Annotated in this window: 18 protein-coding genes; 4 read left to right on the top strand and 14 right to left on the bottom strand. The window is 45.8% G+C overall.

The window, feature by feature from the left end:
• Positions 1 to 62: 62 nt before the first annotated feature.
• The 6 genes from OZ660_RS03070 to OZ660_RS03045 all read right to left on the bottom strand — a co-directional run bounded on the left by OZ660_RS03070 (position 63) and on the right by OZ660_RS03045 (position 9,833).
• Positions 63 to 1,052, bottom strand: a complete 990-nt coding sequence (locus OZ660_RS03070; RefSeq protein WP_342455365.1) for a glycosyl transferase family protein — start codon at positions 1,050 to 1,052, stop codon at positions 63 to 65.
• Between the two features lie 31 nt (positions 1,053 to 1,083).
• Entirely contained in the window at positions 1,084 to 2,073 is a 990-nt protein-coding gene (cobA, locus tag OZ660_RS03065) for a uroporphyrinogen-III C-methyltransferase (protein ID WP_274742526.1), read from the bottom strand.
• Positions 2,074 to 2,139: 66 nt separating this feature from the next.
• On the bottom strand, positions 2,140 to 4,968 hold the full coding sequence (locus OZ660_RS03060; RefSeq protein WP_274742525.1) for a nitrate reductase: 2,829 nt from the start codon (positions 4,966 to 4,968) through the stop codon (positions 2,140 to 2,142).
• 22 nt (positions 4,969 to 4,990) lie between these two features.
• Positions 4,991 to 5,362 carry a nitrite reductase small subunit NirD gene (gene nirD / locus OZ660_RS03055; protein WP_202263481.1) on the bottom strand — a complete coding sequence of 124 codons (372 nt, stop codon included), beginning with the start codon at positions 5,360 to 5,362 and terminating at the stop codon, positions 4,991 to 4,993.
• Between the two features lie 33 nt (positions 5,363 to 5,395).
• Complete coding sequence (gene nirB, locus OZ660_RS03050) at positions 5,396 to 7,945, bottom strand: nitrite reductase large subunit NirB (protein ID WP_274742524.1); 2,550 nt, start codon at positions 7,943 to 7,945, stop codon at positions 5,396 to 5,398.
• A 322-nt stretch (positions 7,946 to 8,267) separates the two neighbouring features.
• A complete protein-coding gene (locus OZ660_RS03045) occupies positions 8,268 to 9,833 on the bottom strand; it encodes a SulP family inorganic anion transporter (RefSeq protein WP_274742523.1) in 1,566 nt (521 codons plus the stop codon).
• A gap of 271 nt (positions 9,834 to 10,104) precedes the next feature.
• Between OZ660_RS03045 and OZ660_RS03040 the strand changes: the two genes are divergently transcribed.
• Both OZ660_RS03040 and OZ660_RS03035 read left to right on the top strand, forming a co-directional pair.
• On the top strand, positions 10,105 to 10,392 hold the full coding sequence (locus OZ660_RS03040) for a hypothetical protein (RefSeq protein ID WP_274742522.1): 288 nt from the start codon (positions 10,105 to 10,107) through the stop codon (positions 10,390 to 10,392).
• Positions 10,393 to 10,731: 339 nt separating this feature from the next.
• Positions 10,732 to 12,060 carry a nitrate regulatory protein gene (locus OZ660_RS03035; protein WP_274742521.1) on the top strand — a complete coding sequence of 443 codons (1,329 nt, stop codon included), beginning with the start codon at positions 10,732 to 10,734 and terminating at the stop codon, positions 12,058 to 12,060.
• A gap of 9 nt (positions 12,061 to 12,069) precedes the next feature.
• Here OZ660_RS03035 and OZ660_RS03030 read toward each other — a convergent pair whose 3' ends face one another.
• The 5 genes from OZ660_RS03030 to OZ660_RS03010 form a co-directional block, all read right to left on the bottom strand.
• Complete coding sequence (locus OZ660_RS03030) at positions 12,070 to 12,573, bottom strand: nucleotidyltransferase family protein (protein WP_446698962.1); 504 nt, start codon at positions 12,571 to 12,573, stop codon at positions 12,070 to 12,072.
• A gap of 106 nt (positions 12,574 to 12,679) precedes the next feature.
• Complete coding sequence (locus tag OZ660_RS03025; RefSeq protein ID WP_274742519.1) at positions 12,680 to 13,354, bottom strand: phosphatase PAP2 family protein; 675 nt, start codon at positions 13,352 to 13,354, stop codon at positions 12,680 to 12,682.
• Positions 13,355 to 13,387: 33 nt separating this feature from the next.
• Positions 13,388 to 13,708, bottom strand: a complete 321-nt coding sequence (locus OZ660_RS03020; protein ID WP_202263470.1) for a BolA/IbaG family iron-sulfur metabolism protein — start codon at positions 13,706 to 13,708, stop codon at positions 13,388 to 13,390.
• 7 nt (positions 13,709 to 13,715) lie between these two features.
• Positions 13,716 to 14,360, bottom strand: coding sequence for an alpha-ketoglutarate-dependent dioxygenase AlkB family protein (locus OZ660_RS03015; protein WP_274742518.1), 645 nt, complete (start codon positions 14,358 to 14,360; stop codon positions 13,716 to 13,718).
• A gap of 80 nt (positions 14,361 to 14,440) precedes the next feature.
• Positions 14,441 to 15,523, bottom strand: a complete 1,083-nt coding sequence (locus OZ660_RS03010) for a hypothetical protein (protein WP_274742517.1) — start codon at positions 15,521 to 15,523, stop codon at positions 14,441 to 14,443.
• Between the two features lie 222 nt (positions 15,524 to 15,745).
• Here OZ660_RS03010 and OZ660_RS03005 point away from each other — a divergent pair, with 222 nt between their 5' ends.
• On the top strand, positions 15,746 to 16,957 hold the full coding sequence (locus OZ660_RS03005) for a methyltransferase (RefSeq protein ID WP_274742516.1): 1,212 nt from the start codon (positions 15,746 to 15,748) through the stop codon (positions 16,955 to 16,957).
• 25 nt (positions 16,958 to 16,982) lie between these two features.
• The gene (locus tag OZ660_RS03000) at positions 16,983 to 17,591 is read left to right on the top strand and encodes a peptidylprolyl isomerase (RefSeq protein WP_226434039.1); all 609 of its coding nucleotides are present in this window, start codon (positions 16,983 to 16,985) and stop codon (positions 17,589 to 17,591) included.
• A gap of 22 nt (positions 17,592 to 17,613) precedes the next feature.
• Here the strand turns inward: OZ660_RS03000 and OZ660_RS02995 are convergent, their stop codons facing one another.
• The 3 genes from OZ660_RS02995 to OZ660_RS02985 all read right to left on the bottom strand — a co-directional run bounded on the left by OZ660_RS02995 (position 17,614) and on the right by OZ660_RS02985 (position 21,444).
• On the bottom strand, positions 17,614 to 18,165 hold the full coding sequence (locus OZ660_RS02995) for a GNAT family N-acetyltransferase (RefSeq protein ID WP_274742515.1): 552 nt from the start codon (positions 18,163 to 18,165) through the stop codon (positions 17,614 to 17,616).
• An 18-nt stretch (positions 18,166 to 18,183) separates the two neighbouring features.
• Entirely contained in the window at positions 18,184 to 18,828 is a 645-nt protein-coding gene (locus OZ660_RS02990; RefSeq protein WP_274742514.1) for a gamma-glutamylcyclotransferase, read from the bottom strand.
• Positions 18,829 to 18,942: 114 nt separating this feature from the next.
• Positions 18,943 to 21,444, bottom strand: coding sequence for a TonB-dependent receptor (locus OZ660_RS02985; RefSeq protein ID WP_274742513.1), 2,502 nt, complete (start codon positions 21,442 to 21,444; stop codon positions 18,943 to 18,945).
• Between the last annotated feature and the right edge of the window lie 8 nt (positions 21,445 to 21,452).

The raw sequence follows: 21,452 nt of genomic DNA, 5'->3' as shown, positions 1-21,452 counted from the left end.
ATACTATTAACAATTATACCCATGTGTATGTCAAGACTAAGGCAGTTAAAGCAGACTATTGTCTAAGAAAATGGAAGAGACGATTTATCGCGCTGCAGCCACAATGCCTGTGCTTTTGCTATAGCATCTGACGTGTTGTGCTGCTCTAGCAATACTAAATAACTTGCCAGTGTTCCAATAATGGCCTGCTCGCCATAAACATGATTACGTATGCCTTGCCATACTTCTAGCATATCATTCACGTCCATTCGGGTGTCTTTCAGCGCCCATTTTTCCGTAATAATCGGCAGTCTTATCTCTTGCGTTTCGCCATTGCGGGTTACAAAAAGCTCTGTTTCCCTTTCGCCATTGACTTCAGGATCTCCGCCGTCCCCTCGAAAACACAAGGCATCTATATGAGGGTAATTTTCATTAACACGACAGTGCTTGTGGTCAAGGTGCATGTGATACACGCCTTGAACACAGTATTTCGCTGCGGTTGGGTTTAGCAAACGGGCAAGAGTGTTGGCACACGAACGCAAGCCAAATACTTCTCGCAACTTTATGATCGTATCTAAAGCGGGCAATAAATACGATAAATCTAGATAGGTAACACCTATGGTATCAAGTTGATGTTTAGCGTCTGAAATGCTTTTTGCCTCAGCAAGCCCGAGTATGGGTAACGCCTTACTGGCGTACAATCGTCCAGAACCTGGCTCATGAGCGCCATGCAGCATAATACGATGACCTTGTGCTGCAAGTACGGCTACCGCCAATAAATACCACGGAAGCTGACGCCGCTTTCCAGCATAACAGCCTATATCAAGGGTAGGAGTCAGTGTTTGAACGTCACCTTCGATAAGTTCGCGACAGGCATCAACGAACCCGATGACTTCTTCAGGGGTTTCTTCGCGAGTGCGTAATAGCATCAAAAATGCCCCTCGCTGATCCCCAGTCACTTCACCAGCAAGTACCATTTTCATGGCGTTGTACGCTTCATCGCGAGTTAAACTTCTTCCGCCTTTTTGTCCTTTGCCAATGATTTTGATGTATTCGCTGAACGCTTGCTGCATATTTTTATTAATGACGCTGTTGATAATGGTGTTAGTAATGTTGAAAGTGCCGTGCATCAAGCAGACACTGATTAACGTGTTGTCGAGACTCTACCACCTTTCCGAAAACAAGTAACGTAGGGCCTGTTAAATTAGCGTCTCGCACACGTGTGCTAATAGATAATAGCGTGCCTGTGATAACACGCTGGTTTGATGTCGTCGCGTTTTCAACCGCTGCCACAGGCCAGTCAGCAGGTACGTCATAGCGCATCAAGCCCTTAGCAAGTCCATCAAGTCGGCTTAACCCCATGTAAACCACCACGGTTTGCTTTAGTACATTTTGCGCAAGCGGCTTCATTTCAGGCCATTGTGAAGCATCTTGGAAGTGCGCGGTAATAAACGAAACAGATTGAGCACAGCGTCTATCTGTTAATGGAATACCCGTATACGCTGACATGCCGGATGCGGCAGTAATACCAGGCACTATCGCATAAGCGACTTCAGCCTTATCAAGCGCTGCGGTCTCTTCGCAGGTACGGGCAAATAGCGCAGGATCTCCTCCCTTTAATCTGACGACATTTTTGCCCTCTAATGCCAACGTCACTACCCTTTCACAAATAGCTTGCTGTGTGAAACTGTGGTTTTTGTAACGTTTACCCACGTACTCTTTTTGCACATGTTGCGGGATCATTGCTAAAACATCTTCACTGACTAGCGCATCAAAAAGCACAACATCGGCCTGCTGCAGTAAACGCAGCGCCTTCAACGTAAGAAGCTCTGCATCACCTGGCCCGGCCCCAACAATAAACACTTGCCCCACGTTTCCTTTGTCACTTTCAACATGGCTTGTGTCGCCAAGCCCCCTCAGTGTGTCTGAAGCAGCCCCACACTTACCATTTGAGCTGCGTCGATAAACGTTTAGTGCTGCTACTCCAGCGCTTTCAAATAGACTAGGTTTAAGCATGCTAGGCTCAAATGTACGCTTGTTTAAAAAGAGTACGTGGTTGAAAACCGGTTTAATGAGTGTTGATAACCAAGACATACTTAAAAGCTCCAAAAAATGACAAGGTTAATAAGACACGCTTATTAACCCCACGACGAAAAGAGGTTATTGAGACTGTGTGGCAATAACCAAATTGCGCGATATAAGTTGAGACAATGCAGGTTTACACGAGCCACAGTTTGTTCCACATTTAAGTGCTTCTCCTAGGGCTGATACGGTTACTGCCCCCTGATGCACAGCTTCAACAATGCTTTTTTCTCTTACTGCAAAACAGCTACACACGAGTTCGCCTTGCATAAATCGCTCATCAACGTGTCCTCGCAACAACTGCTGTTGCGTTTGAAGATCTATGGCATCGCCCAAAACTTGATTGGCCAACGCAGTCAGCCCTTCGCCATTGAGCACACTCATTGACGCATCAATAATGTCGTTAACGTTATCTTCCAGTACCGCAATAAAACATACTGCGCTGTTATTCGTGGCGATACACACCGTGTGCGTTTTATGATGGCAGTGAATGACCTGTAGGGATTTGGGCAAGGCATCCATAAAGTTAGCTAGCATCTCGCGACGAGATGCATTACATGCAATATCATAGGCCGTCCCTGATGCGCATTTATCTGTTTCTAATGGCGTTTTACGCCAATAGTGGCAAGTCGCTTGTAGCGCTTGTTCATCAATACTGTTGTCAAAAAATACGTGTCCAATAACATCAAACGGCGCAGGCTTTATCATCGCAGCCGCGTGCTTTAGCTCTGGCTGCCCTGAAATGGGGTCTACCGCACTGGCGTACAATGCCCCTAAATGGCAATGCGATCCCCACTGCGCCGACCAATGAATAGGAATAAAAACTTCGCCTCTTCGTATACTGTCATCCATTTTTACCGGATAAATAACAGGTTGAGCGTTGAGTGCATCTTGAGGCGTTTTTGCGCTTCCTTTGGCCATGGCCGGACTTTCCAGTGATACTAACTGCCCGTGTTTCAGTGAATATTTTGTGGCGTCATCAGGGTGAACATGAACGCTAGCGTGCTTCATGTGCGCGTGTAGCTTTGCTGCTTTACCCGTACGGGTCATAGTATGCCAGTGATCGCGAGCGCGCCCACTGTTCACAATAAAGGGATATGCGTCACTGGTTTGCTGCAATGGCGCGCGATACTGCACAGCAATGAGCTTTGCTTTGCCTGAAGGTGTAGAGAAAACTTTATCCGCAAATGGGCGTCGGGCGTGCAAATTTACGGTTAGTTCACCGTCATAGCTAGGGTCTCGCTTTTCAAACGGCCACTGTATTGGCGAGAGGTTGTTGTATTGGCTCTCGCTCAAGCCGTGCAATGGCGATAAATCTAACTGACGCTTCCCATTGTTGCGAAACCCGGTTAGCCCAGCGTATTCACTAAAAATTTGTGAAGGATGAGTGTAGTCAAATGCTTCTGTAAAACCCATTTTCCTTGCAACATCGCACATAATTTGCCAATCGTGCTTTGCATCACCTGGGGCAGGCAAAATGCCTCGCTGCCTTGAGATACGTCGTTCAGAGTTTGTGACTGTGCCGTCTTTCTCAGACCACCCCGTGGCGGGTAAAGCAACATGAGCAAACTGAAGCGTGTCATTGGCGTTAACAATGTCAGAAACTACAACCATCTCGCACTGGGTTAACGCGCGCTCAACTTGGCGTCGGTTTGGCATACTGACAACAGGGTTAGTGCCCATGATCCAAACAAATTTAACCTTTCCTTGCTCAATGGTATTAAACAAGTCTACCGCTTTTAACCCCTGCTTTTGTGGCATAACCGGGGCATTCCAGTAGGTTTTAATCGCATCTACATGCTCAGGATTCTCAATATCGCAATGCACGGCCAACATGTTGGCAAGGCCGCCTACTTCGCGCCCGCCCATTGCGTTAGGCTGCCCAGTTATCGAAAAGGGGCCACATCCGGTTTTACTGATCAAGTCAAACGCCAAATGACAATTGATGATTGACTGGGCCTTATCGACACCACTGGAAGACTGATTGATCCCCATGGAATAGAAAGTCACAACTCGTTTTTGAGTAGAAAAAAGTGCATAAAAAGCAGACAAAAGAGAAACATCAACATCGCAAAGCCGTGCAGTGTTTTCAATAGTGCGGTCATTAACGCTTAGCAAAACGTCGTCGAGGCCCTCTGCAAATGCTTTTACCGCATTATGATCAATGCGCCCTGTGCTCTCTCCATAGGCAAGAAGGCCATTAAATAGCGCGACATCAGTTCCCGGCGCTATCGCCAAATGCATATCAGCAATCGTACAGGTCTCGGTTTGTCTCGGGTCTATGACGACCACTTTCATATCGGGGTTTTGGCGTTTAGCTCGCTCAATTCTTTGAAAAAGGACGGGATGTGCCCAAGCGGCGTTACTGCCTGTAATCACAATCAGGTCGGTGTTTTCTAAGTCTGTATAATCACAAGGAACGACGTCTTCACCAAAAGCGCGTTTATATGCAGCCACTGCTGATGACATACATAGACGTGAATTGGTATCGATGTTGGCACTGCCGATAAAGCCTTTCATCAGCTTATTGGCAACATAGTAATCTTCCGTTAGAAGCTGACCTGAGACATAAAAAGCAACGGCATCCGCGCCATACTGCGCAATAGTAGATGTGATTTTATCTGCAATAACGTCTGTGGCCGTGTCCCAATCCACAGACTTTCCTGCTACGGTTGGGTGAAGCAAGCGACCTGATAAGTCGTTTGTTTCTAGCAGGTTTGTTCCTTTTACACACAATCTACCATAATTGGCGGGATGCTCGGGCGTACCAATAACGTTGTCCAGGGTAATGGTACGCTTACTCACGTTGCAACTGATATCTACACCACAACCCACGCCACAATAAGGGCACGTGGTTTGTTTAAGCTGCTCGCTCACAGCATCATGTTGTTGTGTAGCCATATTCATGTTTTTACCTTAGATTGTTGCACTATTGGGCAATGTAGACGTTGCCGTCTTCAACTTTTACCTTAAATGCTCGCACCGACACATCGTCTCGCTCTTTACATAACCCTGTCTCTAGGAAGTAATGTTCTTTATATAAAGGTGATGCCACTACCGGCGCACCACCAATAGAACCCAACAACCCGCGATACAGCACATTGGCGTTGCCAATAGGATCAAAGTTGCTGATAGCGTAAACCTGAGATTCACCGTTCATTTTGATATGAAAGATAGCGACCTGTTCGTTCTCTATTAGTGCGCAAACGCCGCTATTGGTGACTAAATCACCGGTAGTGCACGCGCAGTACCATACTGTTTCTTCAGTGGGCATTGCGGATAAATCGTGTGCTGCCGTCATTAGTGTGCTCCTTTTGTCTTTTATTCAGTTGTTTTACACCATAGACACTGGGATAAACTGCCCAACGCCTGCGGCTTTTTCGGCTACGGTTGCAGGCCTTACTTGCCCGCGCTCAGAGACAAACTGAATATTGGTGTCAGTTTCAGAACTATTTACAAACTGGCGGAAACGCTTGCGTGACTGTGGGTCTTCAATCGTGGTTTTCCACTCGCATTGATACGCGTCGACTACCGCATCCATTTGCGCTTCAAGCTCGCCATTGATGCCTAAAGCGTCATTGATGACGACATCTTGAAGGTAGGCCAGCCCACCTTCTAAGTTGTCCATCCACACCGACGTGCGTTGAAGTCGATCGGCAGTTTTTACATAAAACATCAGCACGCGGTCGATGTATTTGATTAAGGTTTGCGTGTCTAAGTCGGTGGCGAAAAGGTCGGCATGGCGAGGCTTCATACCGCCATTTCCGCAGACATAAAGGTTCCAACCTTGCTCCGTCGCGATAACACCGATATCTTTACTTTGAGCCTCTGCACATTCACGGGTACACCCTGACACCGCGAACTTTATTTTGTGCGGCGCGCGTAGGCCTTTGTAACGATTTTCAAGGTCGATAGCGGTCCCCACAGAGTCTTGAACCCCATAGCGACACCACGTACTGCCTACACAAGATTTCACCGTTCGAAGCGCTTTGGCATAGGCATGTCCTGTCTCAAAACCACCTTCAACAAGCTTTTGCCAAATATCCGGTAGTTGCTCAACACGGGCGCCGAACAAATCGATACGCTGGCCACCTGTGATCTTTGTATAGAGTTGATATTCTTTAGCAACTTCACCAAGCAATATGAGCTTCTCTGGCGTAATTTCACCACCAGGTACACGTGGTACCACAGAGTAGGTACCGTCTTTTTGCATATTCCCTAAATAAATGTCATTGGTGTCTTGCAAAGGTAAATGTGACTCTTTAAGGATATAGTCGTTATAAACCGATGCGAGTATTGAGCCTACAGCGGGTTTGCAAATTTCGCATCCAAGGCCTTCACCGTGCGCCTCAAGCAATTCATCAAAGGTACGAATACCGTTGACTTTGACAATATGAAACAGTTCTTGGCGGGTATAGTTAAAGTGTTCGCAAATTGCTTTTGACACTTCAACACCGCGCTTTTCAAGCTCCCCGTCGACAACATTTTTGAGTAATGCCGCACAACCGCCACATCCTGTGCTTGCCTTGGTTTCACCTTTTACGTCTGCCACGCTGCAGCAGCCACCATCGATGGCCGACACAATATCGCCTTTGGTCACATTCAAGCATGAACAAATGGACGCTGTGTCAGGTAGCGCATCTGCTCCTAAGGCCGGAGCGTCACCGGAGGAGGGCAAAATAAGGCTCTCGGGGAATTCAGGAAGTGCAATATCATTAAGCGCATACTGCAACAGCGTGTCGTAGTCGCTAGTGTCACCAACCAATACGGCGCCTAGCACTCTCTTCTGTTCGCTGTCTACCACCAGTTTTTTGTATACGCCCTCTGGCTGGTTTAGATAGGTGAAGCTCAACGCCCCTTCCGTGCGTTCGTGCGCATCACCAATAGAGCCCACCTCAACTCCCATGAGCTTTAATTTGGTACTCATATCTGCGCCAGTAAATACGCTGTCACCACCAGTGAGATGGCTTACTGCCGTGCGTGCCATCGTATAACCTGGCGCAACAAGGCCAAATATTTTGTTGTCCCACAGTGCGCATTCACCAATAGCATAAATATTCGGATCAGACGTTAAACAGTGATTATCTATGGCAATACCGCCACGCTCACCAAGCGTTAATGACGCTTTTTTACCAAGTTGATCAGAGGGACGAATTCCCGCTGAGAATAAGATCATGTCAGTTTCAAGTTCACTGCCATCAGCAAAAACCATTTTGTAACGACAGCTATCACCCGCTTCAATTGATTGCGTGGCCTTCTGCGTATGAACGGTAACCCCCAGCGATGAAATCTTTTGCTTAAGTACGTCGCCGCCCGTCGTGTCTAGCTGCACAGCCATTAGCTGTGGGGCAAATTCAACAACATGCGTATCAAGCCCTGCCTGCTTGAGTGCGTTGGCAGCTTCTAGACCAAGTAAACCACCACCAACAACAACCCCAACCTTACTGACACTGGCAGACGCTTCAATAGCCAGTAAGTCTTCAATGGTTCTATATACTAAACAGTGTTCTTGGTCGTTACCTTTAATTGGCGGCACAAATGGATATGACCCTGTTGCCAACACCAGCTTGTCGTAATCGAATTTTTGACCTTCAGAAGTAACAACGGTCTTATTCTCTCTGTCGATGTCTGTCACTATGGCATTGGTCACGACATTAACGCCCCATGACGCATATTGTGCAGGCGTAGTTAGCGCCAAGTCATCTGCGCTCGCGCCGCTAAAGTAGGACGATAGATATACACGGTCATAGGCGAGCCGAGACTCCCCGCAAAGTACGGTTATGTCGGCGTTTGCATCGCTGTTATGTAGTTGCTCGACAAAGTGGTGTCCCACCATGCCATTGCCTACGACTACGATGCGCGTTTTTGAATCAGATGACGTCATGTTTTTCCCCTTTCTTCGGGACAAAAAAAAGCCCGCGCCAACTTTCGTTGGTGCGGGCTTCGTTGCCTACTTTCGTTAAGTATTGACAAGATACCTAACTAACACATTTTACGGAGTGTTATGAATCACACTTCTAGCAATCAACACAAAATTACTAGTACACACTTTACGTATAGTGATATCCAATAACAGTGCCAATTACTTAACTAATTGTTTTTACATTAAATATGACAAAAACGCCGGATATTTCTAATGCTCAGATGCACCAAACAAACGCATTCATGTATTCGCTTGGTGCAAACTTACTGAGTGTGCATATCTGCTATGCAAGTTTGTCCGTAGCCACGCGATAACGCGGGTCTTCCACCACATTGATCTCTACAAATTTGTCTGCCTTGCGCAGCAAGCAGCGGCACTCGTCACTAATATGGCGAATGTGCAGCTTTTTACCTTGCTCTTCATACTTGTCAGCCAAGGTATCTAACGCATCAATACCCGACGAGTCCCAAATGCGAGAGTCTTTGAAATCAATCACAACATCGTCTGGGTCGTTGGCAATATCAAACAAGTCTTTAAAGTGAGACACTGAGCCGAAGAAAAGCGGACCATCAAGCTCATACACTTTCCAGCCGTCGTTATCGATATGTGATTTTGCCTCAATATGACGTGCGTGTTTCCATGCAAACACCAATGCAGACACAATCACGCCCACTACAACGGCTATTGCCAAGTCAGCAATAACGGTAACGCCAGTTACCAAGAAAAGAACAAAGGCATCTTCTTTGTTCACGCCGCGAATAATTCTAAACGACGCCCACTCAAATGTTGCAATTACCACAACAAACATAACGCCAACCAATGCCGCTAGCGGGATCATCTCAATGAGAGGAGCAGCAAAAAGAATAAAGCCTAGTAGTACCACAGCCGCTGTAATACCAGACAAGCGACCGCGACCGCCTGAATTAATATTGATCATGCTCTGTCCAATCATGGCACAACCACCCATTCCGCCGAAGAAACCATTAACCGTGTTGGCAACACCTTGCCCAACACATTCTTTGTTTCCGCGACCACGGGTATCTGTCATCTCATCAATCAATGACAGAGTAAGTAGCGATTCAATTAAACCCACCAAGCATAAAATAACCGAGGTAGGCAGGATAATCATGAAGGTTTCCCACGTGAACGGCACCATAGGTATGGCAAAGCTTGGCAGCTCGCCAGCAAGCGTCGCCGAATCACGCTGGTCTGCTGGTAAAAGGTCGCGAACAAAGTCGATAACGGTGCGCGCTTCTAAATCCAAACCATGCACCAGCGCCGTTACCGTAACAATAGCCACCAATGAAGCCGGTACAGCAGTCGTTAACTTAGGCAGTAGGTAAATGATAGCCATGGTCAGTGCCACCAAGCCTAGCATCCAATAAAGTAAGGTACCTTGCATCCATTGCAGCTCACCTGCGGCATTAATCACCTTAAACTGACCAAGCTGCGCAAGGAAAATGACAATGGCGAGACCATTAACAAAGCCTAGCATTACGGGGTAAGGCACCAGTCTTATAAATTTTCCTAACCGGAATACCCCGCATAGTATTTGCAAAAGGCCGGCGAGAATTACAGCGGCAAACAGATACTGCACACCGTGCTGCGCCACAAGGGCAACCATTACAACCGCCATAGCGCCGGTTGCACCAGAAATCATACCTGGACGACCGCCAATGGCAGAGGTAATTAGGCCCATCATAAATGCCGCGTACAAACCAATCATAGGTTCTACACCGGCTACAAATGCAAAAGCTACGGCTTCAGGTACCAGTGCTAGCGCAACGGTAATACCTGAAAGCACGTCGTTCTTTACATTACTGTCTTTACTGGTAATTAAATCGAACATGTTCTCTCAGAAGCTTAAGTGTTAAACACAAAAGGCCGCCTTGGCGTTTCAACAAAATGTAGAACACCAACACGGCTTTTAAAAATTTGTTGGCGATTCTATCACCATTATCACTTAAAATCGCCACGTTAACGCTTTATTAGCCTACGCATGCTGACAAATAGGACGTGTCGTGGCATCGTAATGCCAGTATTTTTTGCGAAGTGCGTGGTACATCGCACACTTTATCGATTAAAAATAATGGCTATCACTTCACTATTAAGGAGTTAACGTGGTCCCTTATATCTTGACTATTTTATGCGTGCTGGTTGCTGGCGCTATCCACTGGGTGTCACCCAAGGCTTACTGGAAAGCGACAATGGTATCGACAGCAATCATATTGCTATTTTCTGTCGCGGCGCTTTTCATCTTTCAGGCGTCAGGTATGTTAGTAAGCGAGCATACTGGTGAAAATGCAGATTTCTCTGGGCAGATGCTAAACATTACTATTCTGGTCTCTTTTTTCGGCTTCCTTATTTCTCTGTTTGTAGGGTGGTTCTTACGCGTAGTGCGCAACTAGTGGCATCGGGGTTGCACCACAATGGCGCAACCTCTTGGTTTGGTTTTCGCTTTTAGCCCTTCTCACTCTTATCTCTTCTCATTCTTACCTCTTTCTTTTGTTACCTTTAACGCATTCGACTTCTCTTTTTAAACGTCTTTCATTACGCAGCGCTTTTCGTTACCCATAAATCAAGGGCATTGGCGTGGCTTATTTACATTCTTTCTTGACGCTGGAACAAAAGAGTTTCGCGATTCAACTTAGAAAGGCATAGCTGTTGCAAGGTATTGTTGATAAGTACGCTAACAACAAAAAGAAAAAAGTACGTTAAACACGTCACACAGGTACACCCGTAGAAACATGCTAAAACAAAAAGAAACTTCTGTAGCGCTATGTAGCGATGCAACTAAACGTTTTTTACTTGCGGCTAAACACGCTGAAATTACCGTGTTAGAACAGTTGTCGAGCAACTGTCGCATTGTTATTGCGGTTTGTGAGCTTGTGCATGCACTACAAAAAGAGCGCGGCGCCAGCAATATTTATTTGGGCTCAAAAGGAGCGCGTTACACAAACGCTAGGCTGCAATATATCAGCCACAGCGAAAGCGCTGAGTCCCTGTTAAAAAGTCATTTAAAATCACTTTACCTTACCAATGCGATAAGCTCGGGAAATCCGCGTTTACTCAGCAGTATTACGCTAGCAATGCAAGCAACTGACTATTTGCCACACCTTAGAGAACAAATTAATAAGCAAGGATTATCCGCACTTGAATCAACACGTGCATATAGTCGACTTATTGCCAGCTTGTTAACTGTTATTTTCGAAGCCGCGGATATTGCCAGTGACCCTGATATTACTCGGCTGCTTGTTTCTCTTTTTAACTTTATGCAAGCCAAAGAGTACGCAGGACAAGAACGCGCATGGGGCGCAATTGGATTTGCTGAAACTCACTTTGAGTCTCATTTGTGCGAAAAATTACATACCTTACAACAAGCCCAAGACCATCACTTTACTATTTTTAGTGAGTTCAGCCCACCTGCCAGTATGCAATCATTTTGCGAATTAAATGAAAGTGAAGCGACATTCGATGTCCTGCGGTTGCGTAAAATGATTGCACAACTAAGCGATGGTAGCCCTATTTCTGAGGCCATTTCAGAAGTGTGGTTTGACGTGGCAACACGACGCATCGATGCATTGCAAACAATTGAAGTTCAGCTTACTCAATCATTGTTGGAGCAAGCAAATCAAAAAGTGATAGACGCCAAAAACGAACTAACAAACCATCAGCAATTGCTCGATAGATTCAACGATGAACATTTAAGTGAAGGCTCGCCACTGACCTTGTTATTCGACCCTAACATGCCTGGTCTTGTAGAAGATGCTGGCAAAGACAATGTCACTCCCGCCGCGATTGATGAGCAAACACAAACACTTGCCGCACACCGCTCGTTTTACGATTTACTTCGGGTACAGGCAAAACATATTGAAGACATGGGGAGAGAGCTCGATGAAGCCAAGCGCGCCGTTCATGAGCAAAAGGTCATTGGACGCGCCAAACTTGTGATAATGGATAAGTTTAACTTAAGCGAAAATAGCGCTTATAGACGGTTACAGAAACAAGCGATGAGCGAAAACACAACGATTGCCTCTATCGCCACCAAGATAGTGACTATTGCTGAAAAGATGTAGCGCTACGTATCAATAATGAAGGCTCAACTGTGGCCATATTTTAAGCCAATCTTTTTGCTTCACTCTCGTGTTAAACACCTCACGACGTGGATAGCGAGGGTTAATAGATAGCGTGCTGGCAAAATTAGCCTGTAGACCAAAAGGCGCCAACACCTCTACACGCCCCGATTCATTTAGCTTAACCGCAACACACGTTTCTTTTTCAATCCAATATGAAATGGCCTGTTCGCAACTTTCGTAAGGATTGTGGCCATGCAAAGTGTGCATTCTAGCTTGATTTTTCACTTGCCAATTGGCTTCGGGCATCATGTCGTGCAAGCGACGTTCAAGCTCTGCGTCACGCTCTTTCTCACTTTGTCGGCAGAAATAAATAACATCTACATCGTTTAGTGGTGTTGAAGAAGGTTTGTTGTGAAGTACATCCCAAATGGCGTTTCGTAAAAAGCCCGCGCCAATATAACCTTGGGGTAGAGCAAGCTCCCTTAGTGCAGTTAAGCAGCGCATGCGGTACATATCACTTGCAAGCAAACGCGACACTTTTTCTACATAGTCAATGCTGTCACTAGCGTTGTTATTTTCCATGGTCGTCTCGCGCTAAAAGATGATACTTCTGTAATGGTTATGACGTTTTTACACGCAACTTGCGCTTCCATTTGATCACATAAAAGCTCAGCGCCGCCATACTACCACCCGCACACCATCCCGCCACAACGTCACTGGGCCAATGCATCCCTAACATGACTTTGCTTATACCAATTGTCATAACCAATATCGCTGCTACCAAATACACCCAAAGCCGCACAGCCCTATTATTGGTAAAATGGTTAAGCAAGTACGCGATATAAAAGTAGACCAAGGTTGAAAGTGTAGTGTGCGTTGACGGAAAGCTATGGTCATACAATGTTGCAGTGTGATCAGCTAAAGGCGGTCGTGGTCGTGCGATCCCTGCTTGAAGCAAAAATGTTACGGCCAAACCTATTACAACAGCGCAAACAAAGGTCAGCGCTTTGCGTTGTTCTCCCGCAAGCAATAGGGCCATAGCCACTGACACAGTGACAAATAAAAGTACGCTTAGGCTACCTAGCACTGTTGCATCTTGTAATAGCGCTTGTCGCCACGGGGCAGCATTTCCCACTTCGCTAAGCAAGGCGTACAAATTGTTGTCCATCGGTGTCAGCACGCCCATGTAAACAAACAACATGCATAACAAGAAGCCAGTGCCAAACACTAGCACTTGTATCGAAGGCGTCCTAAGAGCATCCAAAAAAACGGCGAAAACGCCTACTTGCTTCATAATTACTTCCATTTAAAAACGATGATATGTTGTTTAGGCGTCGTGCTTGCTGCCGCCCAAACAGTTTGGCGATGTTAACGATTCCCCACCTCTTGCTTCCCACTCTTTCGATGTATAGGTATGAAGAGCAAGTGCGTGAACTGGGCCCGCCAACGCCTCAGCGGCCAATGCGTTTACCTCTCTATGGCGCGCTAGCAAACGCTTTCCTTCGAAAGCATCACTTACTACCGTAACTTTAAAATGACTCTGCGCCCCCTCTGGCACATTGTGCATAAAGCTTTCATCTAACACTTCTAAATAAAGCGGTGAAAGTGCACTGCGAATCGCTTCTTCAAGAAACGTTTTTACTTGCATATGGTGTTTACCTATTTCGTGGAATCAAATGACGAAAAGTAAGATTGATTCTACCACCGATTGGCTTAGCCGTCTTTGCAATACCATGCAAATAGTGACTCTGTGTAGTGCCCGCCATAATCAATACACTTCCGTGCTCAAGCACTTGGGTGTAAGTGGCTTTACTTTCTTTGTGCTTAAAAACAAAGGGCCTGGCTTCACCTAACGTTACAGAAGCAATTGTTGGATTTATGCCGAGCTCAACCTCATCATCAGCATGAAAACTCATGCTGTCATTGCCGTCTCTATACCAATTGGCAAGTACACAGTTAAACGATGTGTTGCTTAAGGTCTCGCACAGCACTCTTAAGCGCTGAAGAGAGTCGGTCCAAGAATTGGGCTTAAGTGTTAAGTTTGAATAGGTGTAAGTACATTCTGGGTCGCCATGCCAGCTTTGAAGACGAGGTATATTAATCGACTTACCAAAAAGGCGAATGGCGTCTTGTCGCCATGGCAATTCTCGCTTGAGCGCATGAAAATAGTGGTTGGCGCTGTCAGTTGCAATAGCACGCGGGTAATACTTCACATCCGCTTCAGCTAATGGGAGCGTCTTGACGCTACTATCTGGCTGATTAGTGTCAGTAATATCTGAATCAAAGAGTGAGAATTGCATACATACTGCCGTGTCCGAAGTTAGGATTTCTATTGTATTTACCTAACCAGTACGTATGCAATGTGCTTTCGGATTGCGTGTTACAAACGCGCCTTTTCTTTAAAGTCGTCATCGGCCGGCGTAGCACTGTACGCACCACTATCTTGAATTACGCCTTTGTTTTTGTTCATCCACGTTTTAATCACGCTTTTACTGGCAGACGCACTTGGCACCTGCGTACTGCTGCTATCAAGCGTTAACGGGTTAAACGCACGAGACCAAAAATAATGCGTAACCGCTGCACCGTGTTTTTCTGCCACTTGCCACCAGTTAAAATTCCACGGTTTTAATTCAGAGAAGGCAATACTGTTCATCAGACTCTTGTTGTCGTCACCAGCCAAAAACGTACTGGTAACAGGTGAGCTTCTGTACGCTTCAATTGCAACACCTTTGGCTTTTAGTGTATCTACAATGGCTTTGCTACGCTCACCAGTCCATTGATTGTTAAGGTATGACTTCTGACCTATCGAGTAAAACGGGTCAAGTAAGGCAATGCGATCGGGGCGGTAAGCGCCAGATAAGTTGCCTTGGTTTACTGCGGTATTAAGCTTATCGGAGATAGTCAGCGCAAGCTGATTTCCTAATGAATGCCCTGCAATTCTAAGCTCTGAGCCGGTAAAATTAGGTAAACCGTTTACCAAAGCCGTGTATAAGAGCGACGTGACTGATTGATTTGGCCCTGAGTTATAACTGCCATTAGATGACTTCCAGCGCATGCCGCGAGGGCCATTGGTTGAGTGAATTTTAGCCTCGGCGTCTTTGACTTCACTTTCATCAGCGAACTGATTCCAGTACAAGATACCCACATTGTAACCTCTATCTAGCCAGTACCAGGCAAGATCTTGATTAGGACCGCCAGAGCCATTTCTATTTAGAGTTTCTCTTGAGCGGTTAGTAACCGAGCCATTCTGCCAACCGTGTATATAAATAACGGTTTTCTTACTGCTACTGTAGTAAGGGTTCGATTGCCCTGCGACTGCTTTCTGCGCGTCAGTGTAATCGAACCAATACAAGCCGTAATCAAGGTTACTGTATACCGAATTAGGAAAGGTTATTTCTGCTCTGGCACTTAGCGAAAATAACGCAAATAGCATAGTCCATAGTAGGGTGTAACTTTTTTTCATGGTTGTTCCTCGTTTTAATTGCGAGTTTATTAGTGGTCGGACAAGCTTCATTTAACAATATTTTCACATTTAAATAACAAAGTAAACGTTTAACCTTAATTTGAGAGGGTAAACAGCAGCGTACTTTTGTCGAAGATGGTATTCTAGTAGTCACCTGTTGGGGAAAATGCCAATGGGGTAACACCAGTAATCACAGTCCACGAGTCAATCAAGCACAACCTCATGAATACAGAATTCTTATTTGCAGATCGTCAATTCACGCTAATACGTTACCCAGAAAAGCATCAGCACGTGAGCTTGCAAGCGTGGGACAGTGCAGATGAACTACTTATTGAGCATATAGAAACCAGTCTTAGTGAAGGTGCTATAACCACATCAACAGCGCCTAAAATGATGATTTTTAATGATGACTTCGGGGTGTTGGGTTGCTGGTTTGCACATGTTGAGCCACTGTGGGTGTCTGACTCCTACATTGCCTACCGCTCATTGTTAGAGAACCTAACGGCAAATCAACTGACACCATCTTCCAAGGACAATGCAATCACCGCCCCTGTTCAAACGTTAACCAGCGTAGATAGTTTATCGTTCACACCTGCATCTCATGTTGATATCGTTGTGATTAAGATACCCCGTGCGCTTGCATTGCTGGAACAACAACTTATTGATATTCAGCGCTACATTACACCTGATACACATGTTGTGGCTGCGGGTAAGGTGAAAACTATCACTAAATCCGTTCTTGGTTTGTTTGAAAAGTATATTGGCAAAACCACGACGTCGTTGGCCAAAAAGAAATCTCGTCTCGTTTTCGCCACACGTGATAATACAAAAACTCACGCTAAATCTCCTTATCCTACTCGTTGGCAGGCAAAGGGAACTGCCGGCCAAACACTGACGCTGGACAACTTAGCCAACGTATTTTCTCGGCAATCATTAGATATTGGCGCTCGCATCATGCTAGAACACATGACGGTAAGTGCTAATGACGTCATTGTTGACTTGGGATGTGGTAACGGGGTGCTTGGTGTCAACGCGTTAGCCCTCGCTCCCGATGCAAAAGTTATCTTTGTCGATGAGTCATATATGGCACTTGAAAGTGCTCGATTAAACGTATTGAACAACTTTCCAGACAAGATTGATCAATGCGAGTTTGTTGCTAGTAATTGCTTGGAAGCGCTGCTTGAAAGAAGCCAACGACCTGCTGTAACTAAAATTTTGTGCAACCCACCATTTCACCAGCAAAATGCCATAACGGATCATATTGCTTGGCAAATGTTCACCGACTCTCGCGACTTGTTAGTCAAGAGCGGTCATTTAGTTGTGGTGGGTAACCGTCACCTTGATTACCACATTAAACTGAAAAAATTGTTCGGTGGTGCCAAGGTGCTTGCGAGTGATAAAAAGTTCGTCATCTTAGGCACAGCAAAGCGATAGTCTGGTTTTTGAAAGAGGATTATTCATGAAGACAACACGCCACTATATATTCGCACTACTTTCATTGTTTGTAAGCGCAACAGTGCTTGCGGCAACAAAAGATGATGGTTCACATGTGCAACCCGATAATTACTACCCCCGCGTGAAATTTGAAACCACTATGGGTGATATTGTCGTTGAACTCGACAGACGACGCGCACCCATCACGGTAAATAACTTTTTACGCTACGTAGACAAGCGCGCTTATGAAGACACAATTTTTCACCGAATTGTGCCTGGGTTTGTAGTACAAGGAGGTGGTTACACTGCGGACTTTAATGGTAAGTCTAATTTCCCAGATATTTTTAATGAGTCTGGAAATGGATTGACCAACGATTTACACACCATTGCAATGGCGAGGCAAAATGATCCTCACACTGCAAATCGACAGTTTTTCTTTAACGTTAATGACAACAGCAGCCTAAACCCAGGGCGAGATTGGGGCTATGCTGTGTTTGGCGTGATCGTTGAGGGCGAGGACGTTGTCGATGCCATGTCTGAAGTTGAAACTGAGTACTCACTTCGCCTTAATGCCAACAATGTTCCTATTGAGCCCATTGTGATTAAGAAAGTTATCGTACTCCCTCCAATGTAGAAGAGCTGTAAGTAAGTACCAACTAAGGCGCGTCTATTTGGTGCGCCTCAGGAAGGTCGAGCCAATACAGGGCTTGTTTTGAAAAAGTCTTGTCAAAGTAGGCACCGTGTTTGGAAAAACCGACACGTTCAAGTACACGCTGCGACGCACTATTGTCTGGGTGCGTCATGGCGGTTAGAAAATGATAGCCCTTTTCGTGCGCCCATTGAATTACGCGCGTGCAAGCTTCACGACACAAACCTTTACCCCGTGCTTCTGGCAACATTGCAAATCCCAAATCGGGGCATGAAAAGGCAAAGCGATTGAAAAGCCCGCATACCCCTATTGGCTGATGGCTGACTTTATCTTCAACGGCCCACAGTCCATATCCCCATTCAGCGCGCTGCGCATTGGTTCTTTCAATATAGTCACATGCGTCATCTACAGAGTTAACGCCACGACTTCCTATAAATTTGAGCCAAAGGTCATCTTGCTGCAAACGCAAAATCCAATGTTTATCTTCAAAATCTAGCAGGCGAAGACGGAGCCGCTCGCTGTAAAGCATTTCAGAATTAATATCAGACGTCACACTCACGATTTTTCTCGCTTAGTTTTAGGGCTGCAACAGCGTATCTATGATTTGATGGACATCACTGCTTACCCTCGCACTGCGCGGGTATAACGGCTTTGCTCTATCATTTATTCTGGGATGGTCCCACAGTTTGGTATTGGCAACAAACGCTTTTGCCTCATCAACGCCACCATGCTCTAAACACCCAGCCAAACATGTATCGATATATGTTTGATGCACTGGGTACGCTTGGGAAGGTTCATGACAATCTAGTGTTTCACAAATCCACAATGAAAAAGGCGACAATTGTTCAATTAGCAATGCTTGATACTGTGAGTCGATATTATTAAAAATCACATTCTCACTCTTTACGCTAACAAATCGATAGTCTTTTTCTCGCGCTTGTAGTGTGGGGTTAAGCGTTGTTGGGATCAATTGCGCGTTAAGACTTTCACGTTTGTGAGGCGTAGCACCTACATAGGTTTGCTTCTCACTTAAGCTACGAGTAACCCATGCACGCTCAAACCCTTCAACGGTTACAGGGATCCCCTGCGTAAAGATGTTTGAGTAGCGTTCACGACTGTCTTTACTTAACAAACTCCCGTAACCCAATACGATATGTGATTGTGTTAACGTTGTGAGCCATTGAATGATGTCATCACCATCTTTGATGCTAAATTCTCGCACAATATTGCCTTTAATTGCCCCGTGGCAGATTTGAAATTATCCACCAGTAAAACAAAAAAGGCGGTGTAAATACACCGCCTTTGCACTTAATAACCATTGAACTATGTCAGGCTTTTAGAACAGTGCACGAACGCCCATAGTAAAGTTTCTTCCTGGTAGCGGCGCCGGATCTTTTAAGAAAGACGTATGTACACGAGCTTCCTCGTCGGTAAGGTTTTCGCCACGCGCAAACAACACCCAATCGATGCCCTGACTCGCAAACTCGTATTGAACACTGGCATTAACCAACGTATAGCCATCTGTTACGGTTTCATACGACGCAACGTGCTGTTGGTCGTCATACCACGTAAGCCCGACATCTGCACTTAGTCCATCTTTCATGTAACTTAATTCACTACCAAAACGCATAGGCGGCGTGCGAGGTAAGTTATCACCTTCAATTTCAGCACGAATGTAATCGCCGAATACGGTAAGGCGCAATGTGTCACTCAAATCAACATAGGTTTCTGCTTCGAAGCCCCAAATATCAGCATCGGCTTGCTGGAAGTAATAGACTGGAAGCCCTTCTTCGCTGTGCTCATCATGTTCGTCTTCGTGCATGCCGATTTCATCATCATGAGCTTCATCTTCATGCTCTTCATCACCGTGCTCTTCATGCTCACTTAACGCAATTAACCCGGTGTTTGTTTGGAAAATGTAGTCATCAGCTTGGTTAAAGAAAAATGAAACACTGTATCCCCAATCGCCAGAATACTTACGGAAAGTCACATCTAAATTTGTGCTCACTTCTTCTTTAACGCCGCTTAGCGACTCTTCGATATGCCCTTCATCGTCCATATCAAACACCAAACCCACTTCATAACTTTGAGTAGCAAGGTGCTGACCTGCTGAAAAGAGTTCTTGCTGACTAGGTGCACGCTCACTACGCGACAAGGTTACTGCAACAGCATGTCCTTCTGCATATTCCCAGTTTGCGCCAGCTGATAGAGAAAGGCTGGTGAAATTGTAGTCAGGGAAACTAAACGCAAGCGCATGTTCTTCATGCTCTTCGCCTTCGTGTTCCTCGCCTTCGTGCTCTTCACCCTCGTGCTCGTCGTGTTCTTCATGGGCTATATCAAGCTCAATTTCACTATCATCGGCATCAAGAGTAGTTCGTTCAAGGCGTCCCCCTAGTTCAAAGGTAATATCACCCACCTTTTTCTGCTCAACGATATACAATGCATAGCTTGATGTAGTATTGGCTGGTGTAAATGCTTCCTCACCTACGGCGTTGTAGTCACTATGATTAAACTGCAAGCCAAATACGCCATGCCACCCGTTTATCTCCTCGTGATAAGCAGATAGGCGAATATCGCTAGACTCATTAGTAAATACTGTACCTGGCTCTCCATCTTCAATCTCGGCATGCTCATAGTCGGTATAAGCAGCGGCAAACTTAAGATTAGTAAGCCCTTCTACAGGTGAGTGCCACTCGCCAGCCATTTGATAGCGGGTCATATCAACATCAAGCAGAACCCCTTCTTCACTGTGCTCTTCACCGTGATCATCATGTTCGCTTTCGTCATGGTCATCATCATCGTGCTCTTCCTCGCCATGCGCGTGACTGTGGCCAGGTACACCGTATTCATTGTCTAGCTTCTCAACGGCAAAGCCAAAATACCCTTCTTCTGCTACATAAGACAAACCTGCAACAATATTGCTGGTTTCCATTGCGCTGCTCTCTAGCTCACCTTTGGGCTCATCTTCATCGGGGTCGATAGACGCATAGCCGGGAATATCAGCGTTTTCGGTATCGCGATAGAAACCATCAACGTGCCACGCCCAATTGCCTTTTCCACCGGTTACGTCGCCGCGTGTATAGGTGCCTTCGTTAACTGTGCTGTAGCTCGTTTCGGCCTCACCTTCAATCCCTTCTACTGGATACTGAGGAATACGCTTATCGACTACATTGACTACACCGCCAATTGCACCACTGCCGTATTGTAGTGTTGCAGGACCGCGCAATACTTCCACTTGTGTTGCACTGGTTAGAGTAGACGCGACATTGTGATCGGGTCCAACGCGAGATACGTCAGAAACATCCAAGCCGTTTTGCACAATTTTAACCCGTGGACCATCGTTACCACGGATAATTGGGCTACTCGCAACTGGGCCGAAATAAGTACTGTGCACACCAGGTGCATTTTTTAGGGTTTCCCCTAAGGTAGGCGCTTCAATTTTGCGTAACTTTTCTGCACCAATGACCGTTACTGGCGTCACAGACTCAAGCACTGATGACTGTAGCGCGTTAGCGGTAACAACAATGTTCTCAACTGAAGCGGGTTTTAATACAAAATCAACATTTTGATCGCGGGTAACGTCACCAAGGTCGTTATCACCATGAATATGCTCTGAAGAGTATACGTGCAAGTGGATATGTGGCTGTTTTACGTCATCGAAGCGGTATACACCGTTTTCATCTGTGTAAGCAACGCGTCGTGTACCTTCAATTTTGACTTCAGCGCCAGCAACGGGCTTCCCTGCTGTATCGGTGACTTTTCCAGTTACTGTAGTGGCATAAACAGGCGCACTTAACAGCCCTGCTATCGTTAAACTTAGCAGTGAACGCATTTTCATGAACTTCC

It is taken from the genome of Alteromonas sp. 009811495 (assembly GCF_028865455.1).
Lineage (GTDB): Bacteria > Pseudomonadota > Gammaproteobacteria > Enterobacterales > Alteromonadaceae > Alteromonas.
Note: the sequence above shows the minus strand (reverse complement) of the source record. Positions and strands in the feature narration are given on the sequence as shown.

What these genes read in the sequence shown, in the direction of transcription:
- nirD (WP_202263481.1), bottom strand. Translation starts at nt 5,362, where the DNA reads ATGACGGCAGCACACGATTTATCCGCAATGCCCACTGAAGAAACAGTA.
- OZ660_RS03000 (WP_226434039.1), top strand. Translation starts at nt 16,983, where the DNA reads ATGAAGACAACACGCCACTATATATTCGCACTACTTTCATTGTTTGTA.
- OZ660_RS03035 (WP_274742521.1), top strand. Translation starts at nt 10,732, where the DNA reads ATGCTAAAACAAAAAGAAACTTCTGTAGCGCTATGTAGCGATGCAACT.
- OZ660_RS03060 (WP_274742525.1), bottom strand. Translation starts at nt 4,968, where the DNA reads ATGAATATGGCTACACAACAACATGATGCTGTGAGCGAGCAGCTTAAA.
- OZ660_RS03020 (WP_202263470.1), bottom strand. Translation starts at nt 13,708, where the DNA reads ATGCAAGTAAAAACGTTTCTTGAAGAAGCGATTCGCAGTGCACTTTCA.
- OZ660_RS02985 (WP_274742513.1), bottom strand. Translation starts at nt 21,444, where the DNA reads ATGAAAATGCGTTCACTGCTAAGTTTAACGATAGCAGGGCTGTTAAGT.
- cobA (WP_274742526.1), bottom strand. Translation starts at nt 2,073, where the DNA reads ATGTCTTGGTTATCAACACTCATTAAACCGGTTTTCAACCACGTACTC.
- OZ660_RS03015 (WP_274742518.1), bottom strand. Translation starts at nt 14,360, where the DNA reads ATGCAATTCTCACTCTTTGATTCAGATATTACTGACACTAATCAGCCA.
- nirB (WP_274742524.1), bottom strand. Translation starts at nt 7,945, where the DNA reads ATGACGTCATCTGATTCAAAAACGCGCATCGTAGTCGTAGGCAATGGC.
- OZ660_RS03005 (WP_274742516.1), top strand. Translation starts at nt 15,746, where the DNA reads ATGAATACAGAATTCTTATTTGCAGATCGTCAATTCACGCTAATACGT.
- OZ660_RS03070 (WP_342455365.1), bottom strand. Translation starts at nt 1,052, where the DNA reads ATGCAGCAAGCGTTCAGCGAATACATCAAAATCATTGGCAAAGGACAA.
- OZ660_RS03030 (WP_446698962.1), bottom strand. Translation starts at nt 12,573, where the DNA reads ATGTACCGCATGCGCTGCTTAACTGCACTAAGGGAGCTTGCTCTACCC.
- OZ660_RS03025 (WP_274742519.1), bottom strand. Translation starts at nt 13,354, where the DNA reads ATGAAGCAAGTAGGCGTTTTCGCCGTTTTTTTGGATGCTCTTAGGACG.
- OZ660_RS03045 (WP_274742523.1), bottom strand. Translation starts at nt 9,833, where the DNA reads ATGTTCGATTTAATTACCAGTAAAGACAGTAATGTAAAGAACGACGTG.
- OZ660_RS03010 (WP_274742517.1), bottom strand. Translation starts at nt 15,523, where the DNA reads ATGAAAAAAAGTTACACCCTACTATGGACTATGCTATTTGCGTTATTT.